General features: G+C 66.1%; 22 protein-coding genes, 1 tRNA gene and 3 pseudogenes. 7 read left to right on the plus strand and 19 right to left on the minus strand.

Annotation, left to right across the window (positions count from 1 at the left end; genetic code table 11):
• Positions 1-31: 31 nt before the first annotated feature.
• The 7 genes and pseudogenes from MBEBAB_RS07585 to MBEBAB_RS07615 all read right to left on the minus strand — a co-directional run bounded on the left by MBEBAB_RS07585 (position 32) and on the right by MBEBAB_RS07615 (position 4595).
• The gene (locus tag MBEBAB_RS07585; protein WP_045319032.1) at positions 32-364 is read right to left on the minus strand and encodes a TraR/DksA family transcriptional regulator; all 333 of its coding nucleotides are present in this window, start codon (positions 362-364) and stop codon (positions 32-34) included.
• Positions 365-400: 36 nt separating this feature from the next.
• Positions 401-1132, minus strand: coding sequence for a DNA repair protein RecO (gene recO / locus MBEBAB_RS07590; RefSeq protein WP_021697370.1), 732 nt, complete (start codon positions 1130-1132; stop codon positions 401-403).
• On the minus strand, positions 1132-2079 hold the full coding sequence (argC, locus tag MBEBAB_RS07595) for an N-acetyl-gamma-glutamyl-phosphate reductase (protein WP_373852888.1): 948 nt from the start codon (positions 2077-2079) through the stop codon (positions 1132-1134). The genes recO and argC overlap by 1 nt, the downstream gene beginning before the upstream one ends.
• The gene (locus MBEBAB_RS07600; RefSeq protein ID WP_045319033.1) at positions 2070-2312 is read right to left on the minus strand and encodes a hypothetical protein; all 243 of its coding nucleotides are present in this window, start codon (positions 2310-2312) and stop codon (positions 2070-2072) included. The genes argC and MBEBAB_RS07600 overlap by 10 nt, the downstream gene beginning before the upstream one ends.
• Before the next feature lie 90 nt (positions 2313-2402).
• Positions 2403-2897: a 30S ribosomal protein S9 gene (gene rpsI / locus MBEBAB_RS07605; RefSeq protein ID WP_021697373.1), complete on the minus strand. Its 495-nt coding sequence runs from the start codon at positions 2895-2897 to the stop codon at positions 2403-2405.
• A pseudogene (gene rplM / locus MBEBAB_RS07610) lies at positions 2897-3369 on the minus strand (50S ribosomal protein L13). The gene rpsI and the pseudogene rplM overlap by 1 nt, the downstream one beginning before the upstream one ends.
• A gap of 182 nt (positions 3370-3551) precedes the next feature.
• On the minus strand, positions 3552-4595 hold the full coding sequence (locus tag MBEBAB_RS07615; protein ID WP_021697375.1) for a COX15/CtaA family protein: 1044 nt from the start codon (positions 4593-4595) through the stop codon (positions 3552-3554).
• Positions 4596-4733: 138 nt separating this feature from the next.
• Between MBEBAB_RS07615 and MBEBAB_RS07620 the strand changes: the two genes are divergently transcribed.
• Both MBEBAB_RS07620 and MBEBAB_RS07625 read left to right on the plus strand, forming a co-directional pair.
• Entirely contained in the window at positions 4734-4985 is a 252-nt protein-coding gene (locus MBEBAB_RS07620) for a hypothetical protein (RefSeq protein ID WP_021697376.1), read from the plus strand.
• Entirely contained in the window at positions 4982-5185 is a 204-nt protein-coding gene (locus tag MBEBAB_RS07625) for a DUF2842 domain-containing protein (protein WP_021697377.1), read from the plus strand. Before MBEBAB_RS07620 ends, MBEBAB_RS07625 begins: the two co-directional genes overlap by 4 nt.
• A 25-nt stretch (positions 5186-5210) precedes the next feature.
• Here the strand turns inward: MBEBAB_RS07625 and MBEBAB_RS07630 are convergent, their stop codons facing one another.
• The 3 genes from MBEBAB_RS07630 to MBEBAB_RS07640 are packed head-to-tail and all read right to left on the minus strand — an operon-like array spanning position 5211 to position 10033.
• Complete coding sequence (locus MBEBAB_RS07630) at positions 5211-5741, minus strand: hypothetical protein (protein WP_021697378.1); 531 nt, start codon at positions 5739-5741, stop codon at positions 5211-5213.
• Positions 5742-5764: 23 nt separating this feature from the next.
• Positions 5765-9016, minus strand: a complete 3252-nt coding sequence (locus tag MBEBAB_RS07635) for a LamG domain-containing protein (protein WP_021697379.1) — start codon at positions 9014-9016, stop codon at positions 5765-5767.
• 33 nt (positions 9017-9049) lie between these two features.
• On the minus strand, positions 9050-10033 hold the full coding sequence (locus MBEBAB_RS07640) for a hypothetical protein (RefSeq protein WP_021697380.1): 984 nt from the start codon (positions 10031-10033) through the stop codon (positions 9050-9052).
• Positions 10034-10258: 225 nt separating this feature from the next.
• Here MBEBAB_RS07640 and MBEBAB_RS15095 point away from each other — a divergent pair, with 225 nt between their 5' ends.
• From MBEBAB_RS15095 to MBEBAB_RS07650, 4 genes are all read left to right on the plus strand, one after another.
• The gene (locus tag MBEBAB_RS15095) at positions 10259-10600 is read left to right on the plus strand and encodes a helix-turn-helix domain-containing protein (protein ID WP_052516764.1); all 342 of its coding nucleotides are present in this window, start codon (positions 10259-10261) and stop codon (positions 10598-10600) included.
• A 106-nt stretch (positions 10601-10706) separates the two neighbouring features.
• A complete protein-coding gene (locus MBEBAB_RS15640; RefSeq protein ID WP_081703457.1) occupies positions 10707-11243 on the plus strand; it encodes a helix-turn-helix domain-containing protein in 537 nt (178 codons plus the stop codon).
• Positions 11218-11571, plus strand: a complete 354-nt coding sequence (locus MBEBAB_RS16155) for a hypothetical protein (protein WP_148291469.1) — start codon at positions 11218-11220, stop codon at positions 11569-11571. Before MBEBAB_RS15640 ends, MBEBAB_RS16155 begins: the two co-directional genes overlap by 26 nt.
• 10 nt (positions 11572-11581) lie before the next feature.
• On the plus strand, positions 11582-12055 hold the full coding sequence (locus MBEBAB_RS07650) for a hypothetical protein (protein WP_021697384.1): 474 nt from the start codon (positions 11582-11584) through the stop codon (positions 12053-12055).
• A gap of 539 nt (positions 12056-12594) precedes the next feature.
• On the opposite strand, the gene MBEBAB_RS07655 is transcribed toward MBEBAB_RS07650, so the two are convergent.
• From MBEBAB_RS07655 to MBEBAB_RS07685, 8 genes and pseudogenes are all read right to left on the minus strand, one after another.
• A tRNA-Pro gene (locus tag MBEBAB_RS07655) sits at positions 12595-12671 on the minus strand.
• A gap of 60 nt (positions 12672-12731) precedes the next feature.
• The gene (locus MBEBAB_RS07660; protein WP_045319042.1) at positions 12732-13142 is read right to left on the minus strand and encodes a MerR family transcriptional regulator; all 411 of its coding nucleotides are present in this window, start codon (positions 13140-13142) and stop codon (positions 12732-12734) included.
• Positions 13143-13144: 2 nt separating this feature from the next.
• The gene (locus tag MBEBAB_RS07665) at positions 13145-13444 is read right to left on the minus strand and encodes an integration host factor subunit alpha (protein ID WP_021697386.1); all 300 of its coding nucleotides are present in this window, start codon (positions 13442-13444) and stop codon (positions 13145-13147) included.
• An 81-nt stretch (positions 13445-13525) separates the two neighbouring features.
• A complete protein-coding gene (locus MBEBAB_RS07670) occupies positions 13526-14503 on the minus strand; it encodes a beta-ketoacyl-ACP synthase III (RefSeq protein WP_021697387.1) in 978 nt (325 codons plus the stop codon).
• Positions 14500-15530: pseudogene (gene plsX, locus MBEBAB_RS07675) on the minus strand (phosphate acyltransferase PlsX). The gene MBEBAB_RS07670 and the pseudogene plsX overlap by 4 nt, the downstream one beginning before the upstream one ends.
• 137 nt (positions 15531-15667) lie before the next feature.
• Positions 15668-15847 (minus strand): DUF177 domain-containing protein, encoded by a 180-nt coding sequence (locus tag MBEBAB_RS17495; RefSeq protein ID WP_242397123.1) that lies wholly within the window; start codon positions 15845-15847, stop codon positions 15668-15670.
• Positions 15829-16215 carry a YceD family protein gene (locus MBEBAB_RS17500; RefSeq protein WP_242397124.1) on the minus strand — a complete coding sequence of 129 codons (387 nt, stop codon included), beginning with the start codon at positions 16213-16215 and terminating at the stop codon, positions 15829-15831. The genes MBEBAB_RS17495 and MBEBAB_RS17500 overlap by 19 nt, the downstream gene beginning before the upstream one ends.
• Complete coding sequence (locus MBEBAB_RS07685) at positions 16185-16685, minus strand: ubiquinol-cytochrome C chaperone family protein (RefSeq protein WP_021697390.1); 501 nt, start codon at positions 16683-16685, stop codon at positions 16185-16187. The genes MBEBAB_RS17500 and MBEBAB_RS07685 overlap by 31 nt, the downstream gene beginning before the upstream one ends.
• Before the next feature lie 126 nt (positions 16686-16811).
• Between MBEBAB_RS07685 and MBEBAB_RS07690 the strand changes: the two genes are divergently transcribed.
• Positions 16812-17291 carry an outer membrane protein assembly factor BamE gene (locus MBEBAB_RS07690; RefSeq protein ID WP_021697391.1) on the plus strand — a complete coding sequence of 160 codons (480 nt, stop codon included), beginning with the start codon at positions 16812-16814 and terminating at the stop codon, positions 17289-17291.
• Positions 17292-17389: 98 nt separating this feature from the next.
• Here the strand turns inward: MBEBAB_RS07690 and MBEBAB_RS07695 are convergent.
• Positions 17390-19539 (minus strand): annotated as a pseudogene (locus MBEBAB_RS07695) (sodium-translocating pyrophosphatase).
• Positions 19540-19745 lie beyond the last annotated feature (206 nt).

Raw genomic sequence — 19745 nt, forward strand, 5'->3', positions numbered from 1 at the left:
CAAGCCCGAGGGTGACGGAGGGTGGGTGGCCCTACCCGCCCCGCGCGCAGTCGATGCACACGGCCGCGCAGGGGTCCAGGTCGAGGCGGCGGGGGGCGATGGCCTCGCCGCAGTCGGCGCACCAGCCGTATTCGCCCTCCTCCAGCCGCTGCAGGGCGGCGTCGATGCGGCGGATCTCCAGGGCGCGCTGGGCGTCGGCGGCGGTGGCCATGGCCTGCTGCTGCAGGGCGTCCTGGCGCGACAGCCGGCCCACGCTCTGCTGGTCCAGCTCCACGGCCTTGCGCGAGTCCGCCGCCCCCTCGCTCAGCTCGGTCAGCTCGGCCCGCAGGGCCAGCAGCCGGTCTTTCACCTGTTGCGCATCCATGGGGCCAGCCTCGGCCAGCCGGGCGCCCAAGTCCAGCTACAGCCGCCCGGCCTCGGCCAGCTTGTCCAGCATCCACACCCGGGCGGGCGGCAGGGGCTTGTTGAAGGGGTGGAACACGAAGGTCTCCAGAAAGCGGCCGGTCAGGTCCAGCCCCGCCTTCACATCCCCCTCGCTCAGCCCCGCCTGCGCCCCCAGCATGAAGGGCGGCAGGGGCAGCAGCTTGTCCGCATAGGGCGCGCCCGCCGCCCGGCTGACCGCCCGGCCGGTGCGCGGGCTGACCCAGATCAGGTCATCCGCCGAGCCGGTGGCGGCGCATTTGGACAGGTCCAGGCCGAAGCCCAACTCCTCCAGCAGCCCGGCCTCGAAGCGCACGAACACGGCGGGCCAGATGTCGGGAAAGGCGAAGGACGCCATCAGGGCCTCGAAGGCCAGGAAGGCCCCCGGATGGGGCTCACGCTCGGGCAGCGACCCTTGCGCCACCGCCGCCGCCGCGTTCAGCCCGGTCAGGGCCAGGGGATCGTCGAACAGGGCCGCCGGCCCCTCGCCCACCGGCTCCAGCTTCGCCGAGCCCAGATGCTCCGAAGTCCGCGCCCGGTAGTCGGCGACCACCCGCGCGCCCGGCTGCAGGAACGGCTTCATCCGCCGCGACGCCCCGCCCGCCACATAGGCCGCATGGCGCCCATGCCGCTCGGTCAGCAGCTCGACCACCACGCCGGTGTCCCCGTGCGCGCGGGCCGACAGCACAAAGGCGTCGTCCTGGAATTCCATCAGCGGCTGTCCAGCCCCGTCCCCTCGTCCAGCCCCAGCATCAGGTTCAGGTTCTGCACCGCCGCCCCCGAGGCGCCCTTGCCCAGATTGTCCAGCAGGGCCACCAGCCGGGCCTGCGCCCCGCCCCGGTCCCCGAACACGTGCAGCCGCAGCCGGTTGGTGCCGTTCAGGCCCTCGGGCTCGATGCCCGTCATGGCCTCGGTGGTCTCCAGGTCCGCCACCTCGACGAACCGGGCCCCCGCATAGGCCTCCACCAGCGCCCCGTGCAGGCGCTCGATGGACGGCGTCTCCGGCAGGGCCGACAGGTGCAGCGGAACCTCCACCAGCATGCCCTGGCGGTAGGCGCCGACGGCGGGCGCGAACAGCACCGGCCGGGAGAGGCCCGCATGGCGCGTCATCTCCGGCACATGCTTGTGGGTCAGGCTCAGGCCGTAGGCCCGGTGGGCGGTCGCCGCCCCCTCGGCCTCGAACTCGGCGATCATGGCCTTGCCGCCGCCCGAATAGCCGCTGACCGCATTGACGCTGACCGGATGGTCCGCCGGGACCAGCCCCGCCTTCACCAGCGGCCGCATCAGGGCGATGAAGCCGGTGGGATAGCAGCCGGGGTTCGACACCCGCGTCGATCCCGCCACCGCCGCCCGCTGCGCCGCGTCCATCTCCGGAAAGCCATAGGTCCAGCCCGGCGCGACCCGGTGCGCGGTGGAGGCGTCGATCACCTTCACCCCGGGGTGCTCGATCATGGCCACAGCCTCCCGCGCCGCATCGTCCGGCAGGCACAGGATCACCGCATCGGCCCCGTTCAGCGCCTCGCGCCGCGCCGCCACATCCCGCCGCCGATCGCCCAGCAGCAGCAGCTCCAGATCCGCGCGCGCCTCCAGCCGCTCCCGGATCTCCAGCCCCGTGGTCCCGGCCTCGCCGTCGATGAAGATGGTGTGGGTCATAGCCAGAATCGCAAATCCAGTCCGAAGAACACATCCGATATGAGCATGACGAAAAATCCGATCACCAAAACCTGGAAAGAAACAACCAACCAAAAGCCTATCGGATTACGACTGCGGTTGAATCGTACACCGCCAAGCGCTGTCTCGCCCTTGAGAAGCGAACACCAGACGCTCCTCACCAAGACAAGCGCCACCAGCGGAGTGCCTATCTTCACGAAAAGCGACGTCCAATCGGTCATTCGCACCCCCGATAATGGCTTGCCTGGACAAAGAAAAAGGGCGCTCCGGTTTCCCGAAGCGCCCTCGTATTCCCACTCGCGGGTCGCGAGTTAGCGCTTCGAGAACTGGAAGCTGCGGCGGGCCTTGGCGCGGCCGTACTTCTTGCGCTCGACCACGCGGCTGTCGCGGGTCAGCAGGCCGTGGGGCTTCAGCACGGCGCGCAGGCCGGGCTCGTAGTTGGTCAGGGCCTTGGAGATGCCGTGACGGATGGCGCCGGCCTGGCCGGACAGGCCCGAGCCCTCGACCGTGGCGACCACGTCGAACTGGCCTTCACGGTCGCTCAGCTGCATCGGCTGGGCGATCATCATGCGCAGCACGGGGCGGGCGAAGTACACTTCCTGCTCGCGGCCGTTGATGGTGATCTTGCCCGAGCCGGGCTTGATCCACACGCGGGCGATGGCGTTCTTGCGCTTGCCGGTCGCATAGGCGCGGCCCTGGGCGTCGATCTGGGGCTCGCGGACGATGGCCTCTTCCGCGGCGGTTCCCATGCCCTTGAGGGCGTCAAAGCCGGTGGCGGCCGGCGTATCGTTGGTCACGTCGGTCATTACTGGCTCCGGGTGTTCTTGGGCGAGGCCGACTTGAAGTCGATCGTCGCGGGGGACTGGGCCTGATGGGTGTGCTCGGCGCCGGAGAACAGGCGCAGGTGCGTCATCTGCTTGCGGGCCAGGGGGCTTTCCTTGGGCAGCATCCGCTCGACGGCCTTTTCCAGCACGCGCTCGGGGAAGCGTCCGCCCAGGACCTTTTCGGGGGTCGTGGACTTGATGCCGCCGGGGTGGCCGGTGTGGCGATAGTAGACCTTGTCGGTCGACTTCTTGCCGGTGAACACCACCTTGTCGACGTTGGTCACGACGACATAGTCGCCGCAGTCAACGTGGGGGGTGTAGTCCGGACGGTGCTTGCCGCGCAGGCGGTTGGCGATGAAGGTCGCGAGACGGCCCACGACGACGCCCTCGGCGTCGATGTGAATCCACTTCTTCTCGACCTCGGCCGCTTCAGGGAAGCCGTGGTGGTCTTCAACATGGTCAGGTGTCCTGAGGCGAAATCGGGTCGCGGACGCAGATCGTGGGACCGACGCCGCGCGGAAGCGGGGTCAATAGAGGGGTGCGCGACATCCGTCAACGGCGTTATTCGACGCCAATACGACCTACAACGCTGGTTTAACAGGCTTTTTCAAATACGGTATTAAAATACCTATCTGTTCAGCCGAACATTCGCGGCTGGGACCGCCGCACCAGCCACAGATTGACCGTCGCCGCGCCCAGCACCACGGCCGCCCCGGCCTGGTGCAGCACGCCCAGAGACAGCGGCACGGCGTGCATCAGGGTGGCGATCCCCAGCAGCGCCTGGGCCCACACCAGGGCCAGCAGCACCCAGGCCGAGGCCCCGGCGCCCTGCGCCAGCTTCGCGCGGATCACCTGCACCGCATAGACCGTGGTCAGCGCCAGCAGGGCATAGGCCATGATCCGGTGATTGAACTGGACCAGCGCCTGGTCGTGCAGGAAGGCCAGCGCCCCCTGCCCCCAGTCCACCGGAGCGATGACCATGCCGTTCATCAGCGGCCAGTCCGTATAGACCATGCCCGCCTTGGAGCCCGCCACCAGCCCGCCCAGCAGGCTCTGGAGGAACACCACACCCAGCACCAGGGCGGCGAACCGGCTCCACCCGGCGCGCGCGCGCGTGCGGTCCTCGCCGAACCACGCCTCGAGCCCCGTCCATATCAGGCCCATGAAGATGACGAAGGCCAGGCCCAGGTGAACGGTCAGGCGCTCGGGCGCCACGTCCACCCGCTCGCTCAGCCCGGACGACACCATCCACCAGCCGATCAGCCCCTGCAGCCCGCCCAGGCCCAGCAGCACCACGCAGCGCAGCACCAGCCGGCCGGGGACCATCTTGAGCGCGAGAAACACGAGGAACGGCAGGGCGAAGGCCACGCCGATCAGGCGGCCCAGCTGGCGGTGTATCCACTCCCACCAGAAGATGCCCTTGAACTCGCCCAGGGTCATGCCGGCGTTGACCTGCTGGTACTGCGGGATCTCCCGGTACAGCGCGAACGCCTCGTTCCAGTCCGCCTCGTTGAGCGGCGGGACCGCGCCCATGATCGGCTTCCATTCCGTGATCGACAGGCCGGAGCCCGTCAGGCGGGTGATCCCGCCCACCACCACCATGGCGAACACCAGGGCGGCCACGCAGAACAGCCAGATCGCCACGGCGCGTGAGCGATCCCATGCGGAAAAACGGTTCATTCGACGCCCGTCGTTCACTAAAGGAGCTACAGATCGGGTTCGAAAAACCCGACGTTTCCCCTATGCCTACGGAATGGCGTAAGGACCAGTCGCAAATCGGGACAGCGACAAGGGGTCGCCGCCACCACGGAGCGAGACGTGCAGCATCTGGACATCATCCTGGCGGTCGTGGGCGCCCTGGCCCTGGGCTGGATCGCGGACCTGCTGACCGGCGGGCGCGGCATCGCCCGCACCCTGCTGACGTCCGTGACGGGCGCGGCCTGCGGCTGGTTTCTGGCGGTGCGGGTGTTCGGCGCCCACACCATGGACGACCTGGGCTGGGTCGTCTGGGCCATGGCCGGATCGGTCATCGTGCTGCTGGTTTACTTCCTGACCCGCAACAAACGATGAGCAGCATCCCCGCCCGCACCCGCCGCATCATCGCCGCCGTGGCGACCCTGGCGTTCCTGGCCTTCTACATCTGGCTGGCCACGGTGGTGGCCGACGCCCTGCCCGACAGCTTCTGGATCGACCTGATCTTCTATCCCCTGGCCGGCACCCTCTGGGGCGTGCCCCTGATCCCGCTGCTGAGGTGGGCCGAACGCGGCTGAGCGATCGCGAGGGCTGCGTCAGGTCTCAGCGAGCCGGTAGCTGTTCGTCGTGTGCGTTCATCAGATGGGTCGTGAGCTGCCGATCGATTTCTTCGGCCATCTCGGCGACCGGGATGATCTCTCCGCCGGTGTTCTTGATCGTGACAAGCGTGGAGCCGCGAACAAAGTGTATGGCGTCCACAGTGGGGTCATGACCGACGAACGCGACGTGTCCCACGGACACCTCACGCTCTTCAGCCGGAAGCAGTCGCAGCGCCATGCTCGTCTCGAGAATGTCGACGAGCGCCTCATGAGCGTCCTTGATCGAAGGCAGCTGTCTGACGATCACCATGACGCCGGCATCCGGCCTGTCTTCAGCCGCATAGTACTCCCGGTAGCCCCGTGTGGAGCCGCCCTCCGGATGCAGGGCCTCCCTCGCGAGAAAGTGGAGATCAAAAAGACGCTCGTGATCCGTCAGGAACAGGGGCGTAGGGCCATCGAATCCCGCGTCGTCATCAATATGATCGCCCCAGGCCTCGAAGCCATGGAGCGCTTTGACCTCATCGCGTCTGTTCATAACCTTGTCCTCCCGTATTCCCGCTACTGCAGCGGGCGACGGCCGCTGTTGGTGAGCGGTTTCGGTCCAACCGGGTTGCACGCGCCGATCCCGGCCGCCGTGTCGGCGCACAACCGCTCACGGTAGCTCTGGGCGTTGAAAGGCATCGGAATGGGCGTCGCGGGCGACATCCCCATGGTGGTGAAAGGCATCTTCAGCGGCAGGGTCGGCGTATGGGTCACGCCAGTATTCCAATTCCACGGCTGACTTCCTCCATCGACCTGGAGGCAGGCATCATAGAGCGGGTCAGCATAGCTCAAGCCACCGGTCCAGGCGACCTCATGATAGCTGAAGGCGGGACCGAAACCCGGATAGCCGAAGGTGCTGGATCCAATAGCGATGATCTGATTGAGCGCGAAGCCCCGCTCCATGCAGGACTGGGTGAGATCACAGCCCACGGCGTTGGCGAAGGTCGATACGATGGTGGCGCAGTCAGTGCAGTTGATGATGCGCCCGGGACTTGGCGCGCCTTTGAGGAAATTGAGGAAGGGCGTGGCGAGGAAGACCCATCGAGAGATGGTCGCGTTCCCCTCGGTGTACGCCGAAGCGCCTCTGCTCATGTCATAGGTGAGGTTCAGCGATTGATTGACGGTGCGGGTGACGGCTGCGGCGGCCGCATCCGGTGTCGTCGAACCGCTGGCCCATTGGCAGGCATGGTCGAGAACGTCCGTCCAGGGATTCTGGGGGCTGGCGGGAAAGCCCGACTGTTGCCAGGGCGCCGAGGGCGCTGCGAGAACGGTGTAGATACGGTGCCGGGTTGTCTGAAGGCCGGTCCATGCCCCCCCGCCCATGGGGCGGTACTGCCAGGTCCAGGTTACGTCCTGGCGGGCCACCCCGGCTGCGGCCAGGGTTTGCGCGGAGAGCGGCAGGGTCACCCACTCCGGATCGGACACACCGTTCTTGAAGTTGATGGTGACGGGAGCGATCGCTCCGAGCACCCCGCCATCAAGCGCCTGGATCTGCATCTGCACGGGGTCGCGCGTGCTGATCACAAAGCGCGCCTTGACCGTGACGGTGTTTCCCGCAATCGCCGCCAGCGCATAGGCGGCAGGCGACTGGGCAGGGTCTGTTTCGCTCTGGACCCATTCCGGGACGTCGACCTGGGTGGTGTAGTTCTTGCGAATGTTTATGGCGCAGGTGCTGGAGTTCGATGGCGAGTGGTTGAACCAGACACCGGCGAGCGTGACGTTCGGCAACGGCGTGCACGAGCTTGGCCGGCTCAGATAGGTGGTGATGAACACGGCGGCGGTGGCCGCCAGCGAGGCGATGAAGTCGACGGCAGCACCCCACGGGAGCAGGAACTTCAGCACCAGCTTGGCCACGACGCGCAGAAGGGTCCAGAAGCCCACCTCGATCACCAGCTTCGCCAACGCCTTCAGCATTCCGAAGTCGTAGAGGGTTCGGCCCAGGCTAAAGAGGTCGCTGGCCGTAATGGCCGAGCCCAGGGCCAGGATGGCCGCGATCCTCGGATTTCGCAGGACGACCTTGGCGATATAGGCGAGCGCACGATCTGTGAGCTGCGCCCGGACGCCGAACAGCAAATCCAGCACCCCGCCGATCACCACGAAAACGAGCTGCACCTTCCAGAGCGTGCAGTCGTCATAGGCGCCGGCCGCAGCACGGAACACGATCCGGGAGTCTGTCGGCCCGTGATGAACCAACAGGTCCTCGCCGCCCACGCGATGCCTCGTCACGAGAAACGGGAGGTCATGGGGTCGCTCGCGAAGAGCCTCTTCCGCCTCGCGCCAGGCGGCCTCCATCTTCTGTCTCGCCGCGTCCCGTTCCTCGGGCGCCAAATGCGCGGCGATGGTGTCGCAGTCCTTCGCACAGGCTCGACTGAACAGCTCCGGGTCACCCTTCAGGATGTGGGAGAAATCGAGTCCAGCCCGCAGCTCCGCCAGCATTTCGATCTCGGCGCGCGATGGTTCGGCCTGGTCCCGGTCCGGCTCCACGACCAGGATTTCGTCCGGACTGACGTGGGTGATCTGGTTTGAAAGCTCCGCCCCATCCGCCAAGCCGACCGGATGACTGGTGACGGCGTTACGGGCAGGTGCGGAAGCGAACTCGTAGAGCGCCGTGAGATCCGGTGTCGCCGGGTCCGGCGCGGCCGCCATAGACTGGGATATTTCCTCGGCGCTCAGGGCGCGAGACCATACGTCGATCCGGGCCAGATGACCCTGGAGAGACGTCGCTGCGAGGGGCGAGCCATGGGACAGCGCGGCCCCGATCAGCAAGTCGCTTTCGAGACGCATGGACGGAACAGGACCGAACGCGCCCTGTCCGGCGAGCTCCCCGTCGATGTAGATCGACAAGGTCGTTCCGTCGAAGGTCGTTGCGATATTCGCCCATCGATTGGGCAAGACGGTCGTGGTTGACGCCAGGGTGGTGTCGAGTTCGTCGATTGAGCCGCGCTGGGATTTGACGACGAACCCCGGCTCGTTCTCCGCGCGCTCGAGATACAGCGCCATGCCGGAGTCGGTTTCGAGGTCGCCGTTCACAAAGAGCGCCTGCACGGGCGCGTCCGGATCCTCGACATAGGCCCAGACCTGCACGGTGTAGGGATCGGTCTGCAAGCCGCCGGGATTGACGTCTTCATCCCAGATCGGCTGCGCATAGGCCGTGGCCGCGATCGCTACTGAGGGCGTTTCCACCATCATGCGCGCCTTGCTGCTCAGGCTGATCGGCAGATGCGCTGGCCCGAGGTCGCTCGGGGGGTTGGCGGTGAAATCGAACCAGGCGGCGATGGCGCCCGCATCGGGCGTCCCATACATGGCCGCCATGACCTGATCGGCCGACAGGGCCGTGTTGTAGACGCGGACGCTGCGGATCTGACCCTGCAGCGTGTGACCGATCTCAAATGCATCGGCGCTGGTTTGGCCTTGCCCGGAGATCGCCTGAAAGGCGTTGAAGTTGCCGTCGATGTAGAGGCGCGCCTGGCCGCCGGCGAAGGTCGCACAGACGTAGCGCCATTCGTTCTCCGTCAGCGGATCAGCCGTGTCGGAATAGACGGTCGGATAGCCGTTGATGCTCAAGGTCAAGGCTTCGCCGGCCACGCCGAAATCGAACACGCCCGCCTTGCGGAAGATGGACGCACTCGCACAGAGACCGCTCAGGCGCACCCATCCATCGATGGAGAAGGGCTGCGATCCGTCGAGCTTGACCGGCAGATCAGCGGCGGTCTCGGCGTGGGCGAATGCCGAAAGATGAAGGGTCAGGTAACTGGGTACGTCTGGCATGCCTCAGCTCCGGCAAGTGACAGCGTTGTTGGGTCAGGCGAGAAAAACGGTGCCCGTGTCTCCCAGGCGAACAAGGACGCCGTCTCGCGGCATGCCTTCGATCTCGCCAGGCCGGACAGAAAAACGCTCCCACGGTTCGCCGTACTGGTGAGCGGCGTGGCCGATGTCCTGGCCGTAGTAGAGGGTGGTGGTGAGAGTCGCGCCGGGCGGCCAGGTGTTGACGCCCGCAGGCAGAGAGCCCCAGGTCGTCACCGTCCCGTCAAACTGGGCGGGTGTCATGCCGGACCCCGTGATCAGGGTCGTATTCGAGGTGTCGCCGCTGGCGTTCAGCCCCGCAGGCGCGCACTGAACCCCAAAAGTGGTGCCCGCTGGCAGCGGGCCTCGCGCCTCGACCTTGGCCAGGACGGGCACGGCCTCGTTGCTCGGATTGCTCAACGCATCCAGGCGGCTGAACTGACGATCAGGAAAGCTCTGCAGATAGGTGAGGTTGCGACCGCACACATTCTGGTTCTGGCGAACCCAGAGAACATAGTCGCCGTAACTTGTGAAGCCGTCCGGGATCGAGGGTGTCGAAGACGGACTGGCGACGCCGATCATGCAGAACAGCGGACTGGAGATTGCGTCGAGAAGGAAGTTGTCCTGCCCGACGCCGACAGCCCCTGAGGCAATTGATCCCGTCTGAACGAACGGGTTGCCCGAGCGCGTGTAGAGCGGATTGTTCTTCCAGATGCTCGGAGTCATGAACAGCGAGGCGCTGCTTCGATAGCAGTGGATATACCAACCGCTCACCGGTCCGTCCGACAGGTTCTTGGTGCGGACATAGAAAAAATTGGTCTGGCTTCCGAGCTGAACCGGCTGGTTCGGATCCGTGTCATAGTTGCCGGTGAAGAAGCTCTGGGGATCAGCCACCTGTTCATGACAGATCAGGTCGGGCGAATAGTACGGGTAGCCCGGAGACGGGATTACGCCCGTGTCCTGAAGCGAGTCTCGCATAAGAAGACCGTTGTAGCCCGGCATGCCCGCCCCTCCCCAAAGCAATTTCACACGCCTCATACGAGATAACAATCATAAATACCATCTTTAAGTGCATCGGCTAGCATCCGGGAGCAATGGGGCCGTGCGGGCCAGGGGCTCGGCCAAGCCTGAGGGGCGCCCTCCCGAAGCCACCCGCTGCGGGCGGTCTGACACCGCCCCGCTTCAAGATAATATTGGAGAGAGCGTAGCGCAGCCGTATATTGGGCCATGCCCCGGACCGCCCTCACCCGACCCCATCCCTTTGACATCGAAGTGGGCGCACGCATCGCCTTCAGGCGGCGCGAACTGGGGTTGAGCCAGACGAACCTGGGCCAGGCGGTGGGCATAACGTTTCAGCAGGTCCAGAAGTACGAACGCGGGACCAATCGCGTCTCAGCCTCGCGGCTTTACGAGATGTCGAAAGTCTTGAATGTCACTTGCGGCTGGCTGATGGGCGAGGACGCGCGCCAGGTGGAGACGATCTCGGCGGCGTTGATGCGGCATCACGGAAACTGCTGGTGGCATGGGGGCGGCTCAGCGAGCGGGATCGGGGCGCCGTGCTCGCTCTGATCCGGACGCTCTCCAGCCCGACACCGGCCATCTGAATCCTGCTTTAACTGTCTGGACGGTGGGTGCTTTTTTCCCGTAACCTTCAAGCTTGAAGGAGGGGGGCCTTATGCAAGACGACCGCCTGACCAAGCGCGAGGTGCAGTGCGTCGTGCTGGCGGGCAAGGGTCTTACGGATAAGGAAATCGCCCAGGCGCTGCGCCCGGCTGGACGTGGCATGTCCCCCAAGACGGTCAGCAATCACCTGCATAGCGCCTATCAGAAATTAGGCACTCGAAGCCGAGACGGCGCTGCGGCCATCGTCGCCCAAAATTACCCAGTTCCACCCATACCCATACCCTATGCCGATCTCACCGCGCCTGATCGGAACGTCGCCGCAGACGGAAAGGGTCGGGGCGGAAGCGGTGGGCAGCGCGGCAATCCTCTGTATGAGATTTATGCCGGGCTCGGCCCCGCGCGAGTTCCGCCCCGCTGGGTGGGCTCGCGGGTCGGTCTGATCCTCATGTGGACCCTGTTCGGTCTGATGCTGATCATCGCCGGTTTTGGGGTTCTCACCGCCTTCGGCTCAATCGATCGGTTCGCGGTTGACGCATTTCGATCAACCGCTGAAGGCGTGAACAATGAACCGCAATCCAAAGGCCGATAATTTCGCATCCGTAACCGCGGCCGAGCTACAAACCTTCGAACATAATCTGGACCGCGCGATCGCCAGCGGAGGACAGGTGCTCATGACCCTGTCCGCCGGCCGCACGTCAGCGAATCTGGCGGCCGCCATCGGCCAGAGAGGCGCAGAACGGCTGGCCGCAGCGCTTCAGGGACTCGTAGTCGTGCGAGGCCAGGTGGTGCACGCCCATCGATATCTGGAGCGTGACGCCAAGGCGATGGGGATGGAGTGGACGCTGTTCGCACCCATGGAGGACAAGGACGGCTCCACGAGCCCGGATACCCCTCCCCGCGTCGTCACCCACGCATGATCGGCGCCTGATGACGATCACTCTGCTCACCGCCAACCTGATCGCCCTGGCGCTGCTTCTGCGTTTCGGCGGGGGGGAGGATCGGCTGGGCGCAGCGGTGTTCGCGGCGGCTCTGATCATCACACCCCTTGTGGATCATATCCTGTTGGGAAGCTGGAAAGCGGGGGCGGCGTCCGTCGATGCCTTCATGCTCATCGGCTTCTGGATCCTTGCGGAGCGATACGACCGTTGGTGGCTCGCCATGGCGGCAGGCTTTCAACTGATCGCCGTCATCACCTTCATCATCCCGTGGCTGCAGCCCGGAGCCTATTTCATCTGGACGGGGGTCACCCTTCGCATCGGCGTGTGGCTGCTTCTGTCTTTCACCCTGTTTATCGGCGCCTGGGAAGCCTGGGCCGCCCGGCGGTTCGCCAAGGAGGCCACCAATGTCTCATCCAACCTTCGAAGAAGCCGTTCGCCTCTGGACGCATCTGAGCGATGGTGACCAACCGGAGTCCGCGCGCGAGGACAGCCTCTATGAGGCCTGCGAAAAGGTCATCCTCCTGCGTGAGCTCACTTCACCTCAGGATGCTGTCATCGTCTGCCAGGTTCTTCTGGACAATCTCAGATCCGGCCAGAGATCCGACGAGCTCGACGTTCAAGCCCTGGCCTCTCTGAGGGACTGGCTGGGGCGGCTCACCACCAGTGAAGGCCTCGCCAGAAGCTCCCTGCTTCGGAGCGGCGAGAACTAGCTTTGGACTCGTCCACAGCGCGGGCGAAGGAGTCTGCATGTCTCTCAATTCTCGGCCGCGCGCGGCAGGAGATGCGCAACCATGACTTCGAGGATCCGGCGACGGTCTCCATTCCCGTCATGTACCGACAGGCGCGGCGGAACGGTATTCATGCAGGCTGAGGCCCGACACGAGAGGGGGTCTCACATGCTTGTCAGCCTGGGGGCCGCCCCCGCATGTGCCCCAGAGCCCAATTTCAAAGGGGCCGCCCAAGAGCGACCCCTTCAAAAATCCAAACAACCAAGAGGTTAGATGGTCGGAGCGACAGGATTCGAACCTGCGACCCCTTGACCCCCAGTCAAGTGCGCTACCAGGCTGCGCCACGCTCCGAAGGCGCTCCCTATAGACGGGCGGCGGCGGGCCCGCAAACCCTAATCGAGAAGAATTCCGTCAGCGCCCCAGGGCGTGGTCCAGGCTCGCGCGGGCGGCTTCCAGATCGGCCAGGAGCGCGCGCAGACGCGCGGTGTTCGCGCCGTCGGCGACAGGCGTTTCCCGGCTGTCCGATTCGGGGGTCGGGGTGAACGCGGCGTCCTCGTCGCTGAAGCTCGCGATCGCCTTCAGGCCCTGCTCCTTGTAGAGGCGCTGCACGCCCTTGATGGTCAGGCCCTGCTCATGCAGCAGACGCCGCACGCCCTTCAGCACCGCCACATCGTTGGGGCGATAGAACCGCCGACCGCCCGCCCGCTTGAGCGGCGTCACGAAGGTGAATTTCGTCTCCCAGAAGCGCAGCACGTGCTGGGGAGCCCCGATCTCCTCGGACGCTTCCGAGATGGTGCGGAAGGCGTTGGGGCTCTTGGTCATGATCAATCGACGGCCGCGCCGTCCACCTTGGTCTTCATGATCTGGGAGGCGCGGAAGCTGATCACCCGGCGCGGGGTGATGGCCGCGGGTTCGCCGGTCTTGGGATTGCGCCCCATGCGGGCGCGCTTTTCGCGCACCTGGAACACGCCGAAGCCCGACAGCTTGACCGTCTCGCCGCGCTCCAGCGAATCCACGATCAGGTTCAGGGTCCGCTCGACCAGATTGGAGCATTCCTGTCGCGACAGGCCGAGCTCCTCATGAACCGCCTCGCAAAGATCGGCGCGCGTCACAGTCTCGGCCATCGGTCGCTCCCCTCCATCAAGCCCCGGGTGGTTCGCCATCTGACGACAATATGCGTCGGAGTCAAAGCGCAACCACCTGTTTTACATCCTTAACGCCACCGCGCCCCATGTCAGACCCCCGCCCATGGCCTCCATCAGGACAAGGTCGCCCGGCTTGATGCGACCGTCCTTGACGGCCGTATCAAGCGCCAGCGGGATCGAGGCGGCCGAGGTGTTGGCGTGATCGGCCACAGTCAGGATGACCTTGTCCTCGTCCAGGCCCAGGCGGTCGCCCACGCCCTTGATGATGCGCTGGTTGGCCTGATGGGGCACGAACCAGTCCACGTCGGAAATCTGGATGTTGGCGGCCTCGCAGGCGGCCGTCACAGCCTCGGCGATGTTCACCACCGCGTGGCGGAACACCTGGTTGCCCGCCATCCGCAGGTGGCCCACCGTGCCGGTGGAGGCAGGGCCGCCGTCCACATACAGCAGGTCCGTCTTGTTGCCGTCGCAGCGCAGGGCGAAGCCCAGCACGCCTCGGTCGGCGGGCGTCCCCTGCCCTTCCACGGGCTCCAGCACCACCGCGCCCGCACCGTCGCCGAACAGCACGCAGGTGGACCGGTCGGTCCAGTCCATCAGGCGCGTCATTTCCTCGGCGCCGATGACCAGAGCGCATCGGGCCAGGCCCCGCGCCACGAAGCCGTCCGCAACGCTCAGTGCATAGACGAAGCCCGAGCACACCGCCTGGATGTCAAAGGCGTTACACACCGGCGCGCCCAGCTTGCGCTGGACGATGGAGGCCACCGACGGGAAGGTCATGTCGGGGGTCGTGGTGGCCACGACGATGAGGTCGATGTCCGCCGCCGTGCGCCCGGCCGCCTCCAGCGCGCGCAGGGCGGCCTGGACCGCAAGGTCGCTGGTGGGCTGGTCGTCGGCGGCCTTGTGCCGCTGGCGGATGCCGGTGCGTTCGACGATCCATTCGTCGGTGGTGTCGACGAATTTCGACAGATCATCGTTGGTGACGATGTTTTCCGGCAAGTAGGAACCCACGCCGGTTACGGCGCTGCGAGTGACGCTCACGAAACAGTCTCCACCGGTTCGGACGGCGTGCTGTGCAGCACCGCGTCCAGCCGTTTCAGATTGGCCCCCACCTTGGCCGTGTAGTCGCTGCGGGCCAGATCGACGGTCACGCGGATGGCGTTGCCGTATCCCTTGGCGTCCGCGCCGCCGTGGCTCTTGACCACGATGCCGTTCAGGCCCAGCAGCGGCCCGCCGTTGATGGCGCCGGGGTCGATGCGGGCGCGCATCTGTCTCAGGGCCGGCAAGGCCAGCAGCGCCCCCGCCTTCGCCTGCATGCTGGAGGTCAGAGCCTCCTTCATCAGGGTCGAGATGAACCGCGCCGTGCCTTCGGCGGTCTTGAGCGCAATATTGCCGGTGAAGCCGTCAGTGACGACCACATCCACAGTGCCCTTGGCGATGTCGTCGCCCTCGACGAAGCCGTGGTAGTTCAGACCGAAGGGATTGTCGCGCAGGATGGTCGCAGCCTCGCGCACATCCTCATGCCCCTTCATGTCCTCGGACCCCACGTTCAGGATGCCGATGGAAGGGTTGGTGGAGCCGTGAACGGCGGCGTGAAATGCCTCGCCCATGATGGCGAAATCCACCAGTTGCTCGGCGTCAGAGGTGATGTTGGCGCCCACGTCCAGAACGGCGGTGATGCCGTTCAAGGTGGGCCAGCTGGCCACGATGGCCGGTCGCTCCAGCCCCTTGGCGGACATGCGCAGCAACAGCTTGGAGATGGCCATCAGGCGCCGGTGTTGCCGGCCGACACGACGCCCGCCGCCTCACCGGTCTTCACCGTTTCGACGGCGTTCCACATGGACGAGCCCTTGCCGCGGCGCATCGCCTGGGCGGGCTTCTCGTCCATGGCGATGACCTTGTCCGTCGCGCGGATCTCGCAGACCTCGCCGACGCCCGCCTTCTTCACCTCGGCGGCCAGGGCCTTTTCGTCGCCGTGCAGCAGGAAGCGAACGCCCTCGCCGCCGTGCCGTTTCAGATATTCGCGGACACCGCCAACGGTGACAGGCGGTCCATGGTCCCCGCCCATGCCGTCAAGCGAGATGATGAGTGATGACGCCAACTTGGATGTCGCTCCGTGCGCGCGCCCTGCCCGGCGGCGCTTCCTGGTTCGAGGCGCGCCACGATAGCGGCCTCCTTCGATGATGGGAACCGCCTGACGTTACGTCAGGTGTCGCCGGACGAATCCGGCTGCTTGAACTGCTTCAGCACGGCGAAGGGCGATTCCTCGGCCGGCTCCTCGGGCTGTTCGAAAACCGCCCCGGCCTTGCGGGGAAAAGGATCCAGCCCCAGAGCCAGTTGCTCCACCGCATAGACGCCCAGGTCGATCACGCCGTCCTCGACCACGTCCGGGCCGTCGTCTTCGGGATCGACGTCCACCTCGACCGGCGCCCGCGGATCGGCTTCCACCAGTCGATGGCGAATGATTCGTCGATGTCCGCCGGCAGCGGCTCCAGCGTCAGGCCGCAGCGCTGCACCGCATGGGCCGTGACCTGCCCCGAGAGGGTCCAGCCCGTATCGGCGGGCTTCACGGTCAGGCGGGCCTTGAACACCGGCAGTTCGATCAGGTCCAGGGTCCGGGCGATACGGGCGCGGGCGGCCTCGTCCGGCTCCAGATCGCGCGTGGCGCCCGCGCCGATCTGGTTCAGGCGCAAGGGCTCGCTGAAGGGTGGAGGCGGCAGGCTCATGCGGCCGCCAGGGTCGGCTCGGCCCATGCAGGCGACGTCATGACGGCGTCGAACGGCTGGTCCCCCAGGGCGGCGCGGGCGCGCAGGGCGTAGTCGGCCATGGCCCGCATCTCCGGCGTGGCCGCATCGGATTCCAGGATGTTGCGGCTCAGGGCCGCCGCCAAACCCTGGTCATCGCCGGCCAGGATCGCTTTTTCATAAGCGGTCATGCGGCCGTACATGGCCTCGCCCAGCCGGCGCATCTTCTTGCCGACCGCCACATCGCCGACGCCCAGCTCGCGAAGGGTGTTGTCGAGGGCCGAAACATAGGTGTCGAACAGGTCCTGGGCCGTATCCGCGCCCGCCTGGCCCTCATCCCTCAGCCGCAGGATCATCAGCAGCACATGCAGCGTGTAGAGTTCGAACCGCGCGTCGATGCGGTCGGGCACGCCAATGTCCGTGTAGAACACCGGAAGACGGGCCTGCGCGGCGCAGGCCGCATACAACCGTTCGGCCACTTGCCGGGACGGCCTGGATTTAAACAAATTCCGCAGCAACTGTTGGCCCCTTGTCAGGTCTCGGCGTTGAACTAATGCTCCGGGACCGCTAGGTCAAAGCCGTCGATCCATTCGAGGTCCGTTTCCATGTCCCGATTCATTCCCGTCCTGACCGTGGCGGCGCTCGCCGCCGGCCTCATGGCCTGCGCGCCCCAGGTCGGTCGTCACGGCTTCCAGATGATCGACATCGCGCCCAACGAGATCGAGGCGGGCGTGGACACCCGCGAAACCGTCCTGGCCAAGCTGGGCTCGCCATCGACCCGATCCACCTTCGAAAGCGAGAGCGTCTGGTACTACATCAGCCAGACCACCGAGCGGTACACCTATAACGCCACCCAGGTGGCGGGCCGCAGCATCACCGAGATCACCTTCGCCGACGGAAGCGACCAGGTTCAGGGTGTGCGCCTCATTGGCCTCGAGGATGGCCGAGAGATCGCCATGAACAGCCGCGAGACGCCGACCCGGGGCCGCGAGCTCAGCGTGATCGAACAACTGCTGGGCAATGTGGGCCGCGGTCAGCTGCCCCGCACCGAGGACGACGATCCCGGCCGCCGCCGCCCGGACTGATTTTTCGGAGCCGAAAAGAAACAAGCCCCGGAGCCTTCGCTCCGGGGCTTTCTTTCTGGGCGCTTCCCGGGCAGCGCGAACCGCCCGGGTCACGATCATCAGCCGATGTTTCCGCTCGCCAGCACCGCCAGCAGCAGAAGCGCCACGATGTTGGTGATCTTGATCATCGGGTTCACCGCCGGACCAGCGGTGTCCTTGTATGGATCGCCCACCGTGTCGCCGGTGACGGCGGCCTTGTGAGCCTCCGACCCCTTGCCGTGAAGGACTCCGTTCGCGTCGGTGTAGCCCTCCTCGATCAGCTTCTTGGCGTTGTCCCAGGCGCCGCCGCCCGAGGTCATCGAGATGGCCACGAACAGGCCGGTCACGATCACCCCCATCAGCATGGCGCCCACCGCGGCGAAGGCGTTGGCCTTGTCCGGCTGGATCAGCATGATGGCGACGAACAGCACGATCGGCGACAGCACCGGCAGCAGCGACGGCACGATCATCTCCTTGATCGCCGCCTTGGTCAGGATGTCCACGGCCCGGCCATACTCCGGCTTGACCTGATAGGTCATGATGCCCGGGTTCTCGCGGAACTGGCGGCGCACCTCGGTTACAACGGCCTCGGCCGCGCGGCCCACCGCCATCATGGACATGCCGCCGAACAGGAAGGGCAGCAGCCCCCCGAACAGCAGGCCCACCACCACGTAGGGGTTGGACAGGTCAAAGGCGACCGGCCCCATGTCGGCGAAGAACGGATAATCCGCCGGATTGGCCGAGAAGTACTTCAGGTCCTCGGTGTAGGCCGCGAACAGCACCAGGCGCCCAGACCCGCCGAACCGATGGCGTAACCCTTGGTGACGGCCTTGGTGGTGTTGCCCACCGCGTCCAGGGCGTCGGTGGAGGTCCGCACGTCGGCGGGCAGGCCCGCCATCTCGGCGATGCCGCCGGCGTTGTCCGTCACCGGTCCGAAGGCGTCCAGGGCCACGATCATGCCCGCCACGCCCAGCATGGTGGTTGTGGCGATGGCGATGCCGAACAGTCCGGCCATCTGATAGGTGGCGATGATGCCGATGATGATGGTCAGGGCCGGAAGCGCGGTGGACTCCAGCGAGACCGCCAGACCCTGGATCACATTGGTGCCGTGACCCGAGGTGGACGCCTTGGCCACCGACTTCACCGGGCGATAGGTGGTGCCGGTGTAGTATTCAGTGATGACGACGATGGCGGCGGTCACCGCCAGGCCGACCACGCCGGACCAGAACAGGCTCATGGCCTCGATGGTCAGGCCGTTCGAGGTGACCACCGGCTCACTGACCAGCTGATCGACCACGAACCACAGGGCCGCGACCGACAGCACGCCGGTGGCGATCAGGCCCTTGTACAGGGCCCCCATGATGTTGTTCGACTTGCCCAGGCGCACGAAGAAGGTGCCGATGATCGAGGTGATGATGCACACGCCCCCGATGGCCAGCGGCAGCAGCATCATGGCCTCAACCAGCGGCGACTCGCGGAAGAAGATGGCGGCCAGCACCATCGTCGCCACGGTGGTCACCGCATAGGTTTCGAACAGGTCCGCCGCCATGCCGGCGCAGTCGCCGACGTTGTCGCCCACGTTGTCGGCGATGGTGGCGGCGTTGCGGGGGTCATCCTCCGGAATGCCGGCCTCGACCTTGCCCACCATGTCGCCGCCCACGTCGGCGCCCTTGGTGAAGATGCCGCCGCCCAGTCGCGCGAAGATGGAGATCAGCGAGGCGCCGAAGCCCAGGGCCACCAGGCCGTCGATGACCTCGCGGCCGACGCGGTCCAGACCCATGCCCTCGGTCAGGAAGGCGTAGTAGCCCGCCACGCCGATCAGGGCGCCGCCGGCCACGAACAGGCCGGTCACCGCGCCCGAGCGGAAGGCCAGGTCCAGGCCGCCTGCCAGGCTCTTGGAGGCTGCCTGGGCCGTGCGGACGTTGGCCCGCACCGAGATCAGCATCCCGGCGTATCCGGCCGCGCCCGACAGCACCGCGCCGATCAGGAAGCCGATGGCCGCATACGGGCCGATCAGGAAATAGGCCGCGACCAGGATCACGATCCCGACGATGCCGATGGTGGTGTACTGGCGCTTCAGATAGGCCGAGGCCCCTTCCTGGATCGCCGCGGCGATCTCGCGCATCTTGTCGTTGCCGGCGTCGGCCTTGAGCAGCGAGGCGGTCTGGATGGCGCCGTAAAGCACCCCCAGCGCGCCTGCCGCTATGACCAGCCACAGATAGGACGTCATAAGCGTTTCAACCCTTTATGCATTTCTGCGCGCGGACCCTTGGCGCGGCGTCCTTTCCGGACTTGTCCGCCTTCCGGTCCCCCCGTGCGCACCGGCCGCTGGCTGCGGCCACGCGGGAATTGCGGCCGGAAAGTGCCAAAGCCCGCCGACTCGCGCAACAGCGTTTAGTTGGAGCGCATCCCCGTGCGGCGGCGGGGCGCCTGATT

This window comes from Brevundimonas abyssalis TAR-001 (assembly GCF_000466985.1).
Taxonomy (GTDB): domain Bacteria; phylum Pseudomonadota; class Alphaproteobacteria; order Caulobacterales; family Caulobacteraceae; genus Brevundimonas; species Brevundimonas abyssalis.